Annotated in this window: 1 protein-coding gene; it reads right to left on the bottom strand. The window is 62.4% G+C overall.

Annotated elements, in window-relative coordinates; translation table 11 throughout:
• A partial coding sequence (locus tag ACYZGB_RS22805; protein ID WP_462391271.1) for an IS30 family transposase occupies window positions 1–752 on the bottom strand: 752 nt, incomplete at its 3' end.
• Window positions 753–803: the final 51 nt, after the last annotated feature.

Genomic DNA, 803 nt, shown 5'->3' with positions numbered 1-803 from the left:
TCCTTGTGCCGGGCCATCTCCTTGCCCTGGTCGTAGGTGAGCGTCTGGCGCATCGGCTGTGCAATCTGGCGCAGCTTGTTGGTGAACGCGGCCAGCGCACTGTCTGCGGATGCGTCAGGCATCTTGCACAGCAGCACCAGGCGCGTTGAGCGCTCGACCAGCACACCCACCGCCGATTTGTTGCCAGCGCCCTTGATCAAATCTCCCTCCCAATGCCCCGGCATCACGCGATCACTGACCTCGGGTGGGCGAACATGGATAGAGACCATGTCTGGAATCTGACCACGCCGATCAGAGCCTGCTGAACGCGGGCGGCGTGTACTCTTGCCTTGGCGCAGCAGTGCGATGAGCTGGCGGCGCAACTCACCGCGTGGGTATGCATAGATGGCGGTGTAGATGCTCTCGTGCGAGGCGTGCATGCTGGGCTCTTGGGGATACATGCGCTGGAGTGTGCGTGCAATCTGCTGGGGCGACCACAGCCAGCACAGCATGGTGGTGACAAGAGTCCACAAAGCCCCGGAACTGTGCAGCTTGGGGCATGGCCTGGCCTGAATGCGCCGCTGCTGGCACAGGTGCTGCGCAGGCGCGCTGGCATAACTGCCATGGCAGGCGTTGCGCCGCAACTCGCGGCTGATGGTGCTGGGGCTGCGGCCTTGAAGGCGGGCTATGGCCCTGATGCTCCAGCCCTGCTGGCGCAGCGATGCCAACGTCACTCTGTCTTCTGGCTGCAAGTGTTCGTATCTCGTTCTCATTTGCGTACATTACCCTCGGTGAGGGTGTTGCACTTCAGATTTGAGACCGCC

Source organism: Acidovorax sp. Q11 (genome assembly GCF_054950075.1).
Note: the sequence above shows the minus strand (reverse complement) of the source record. Positions and strands in the feature narration are given on the sequence as shown.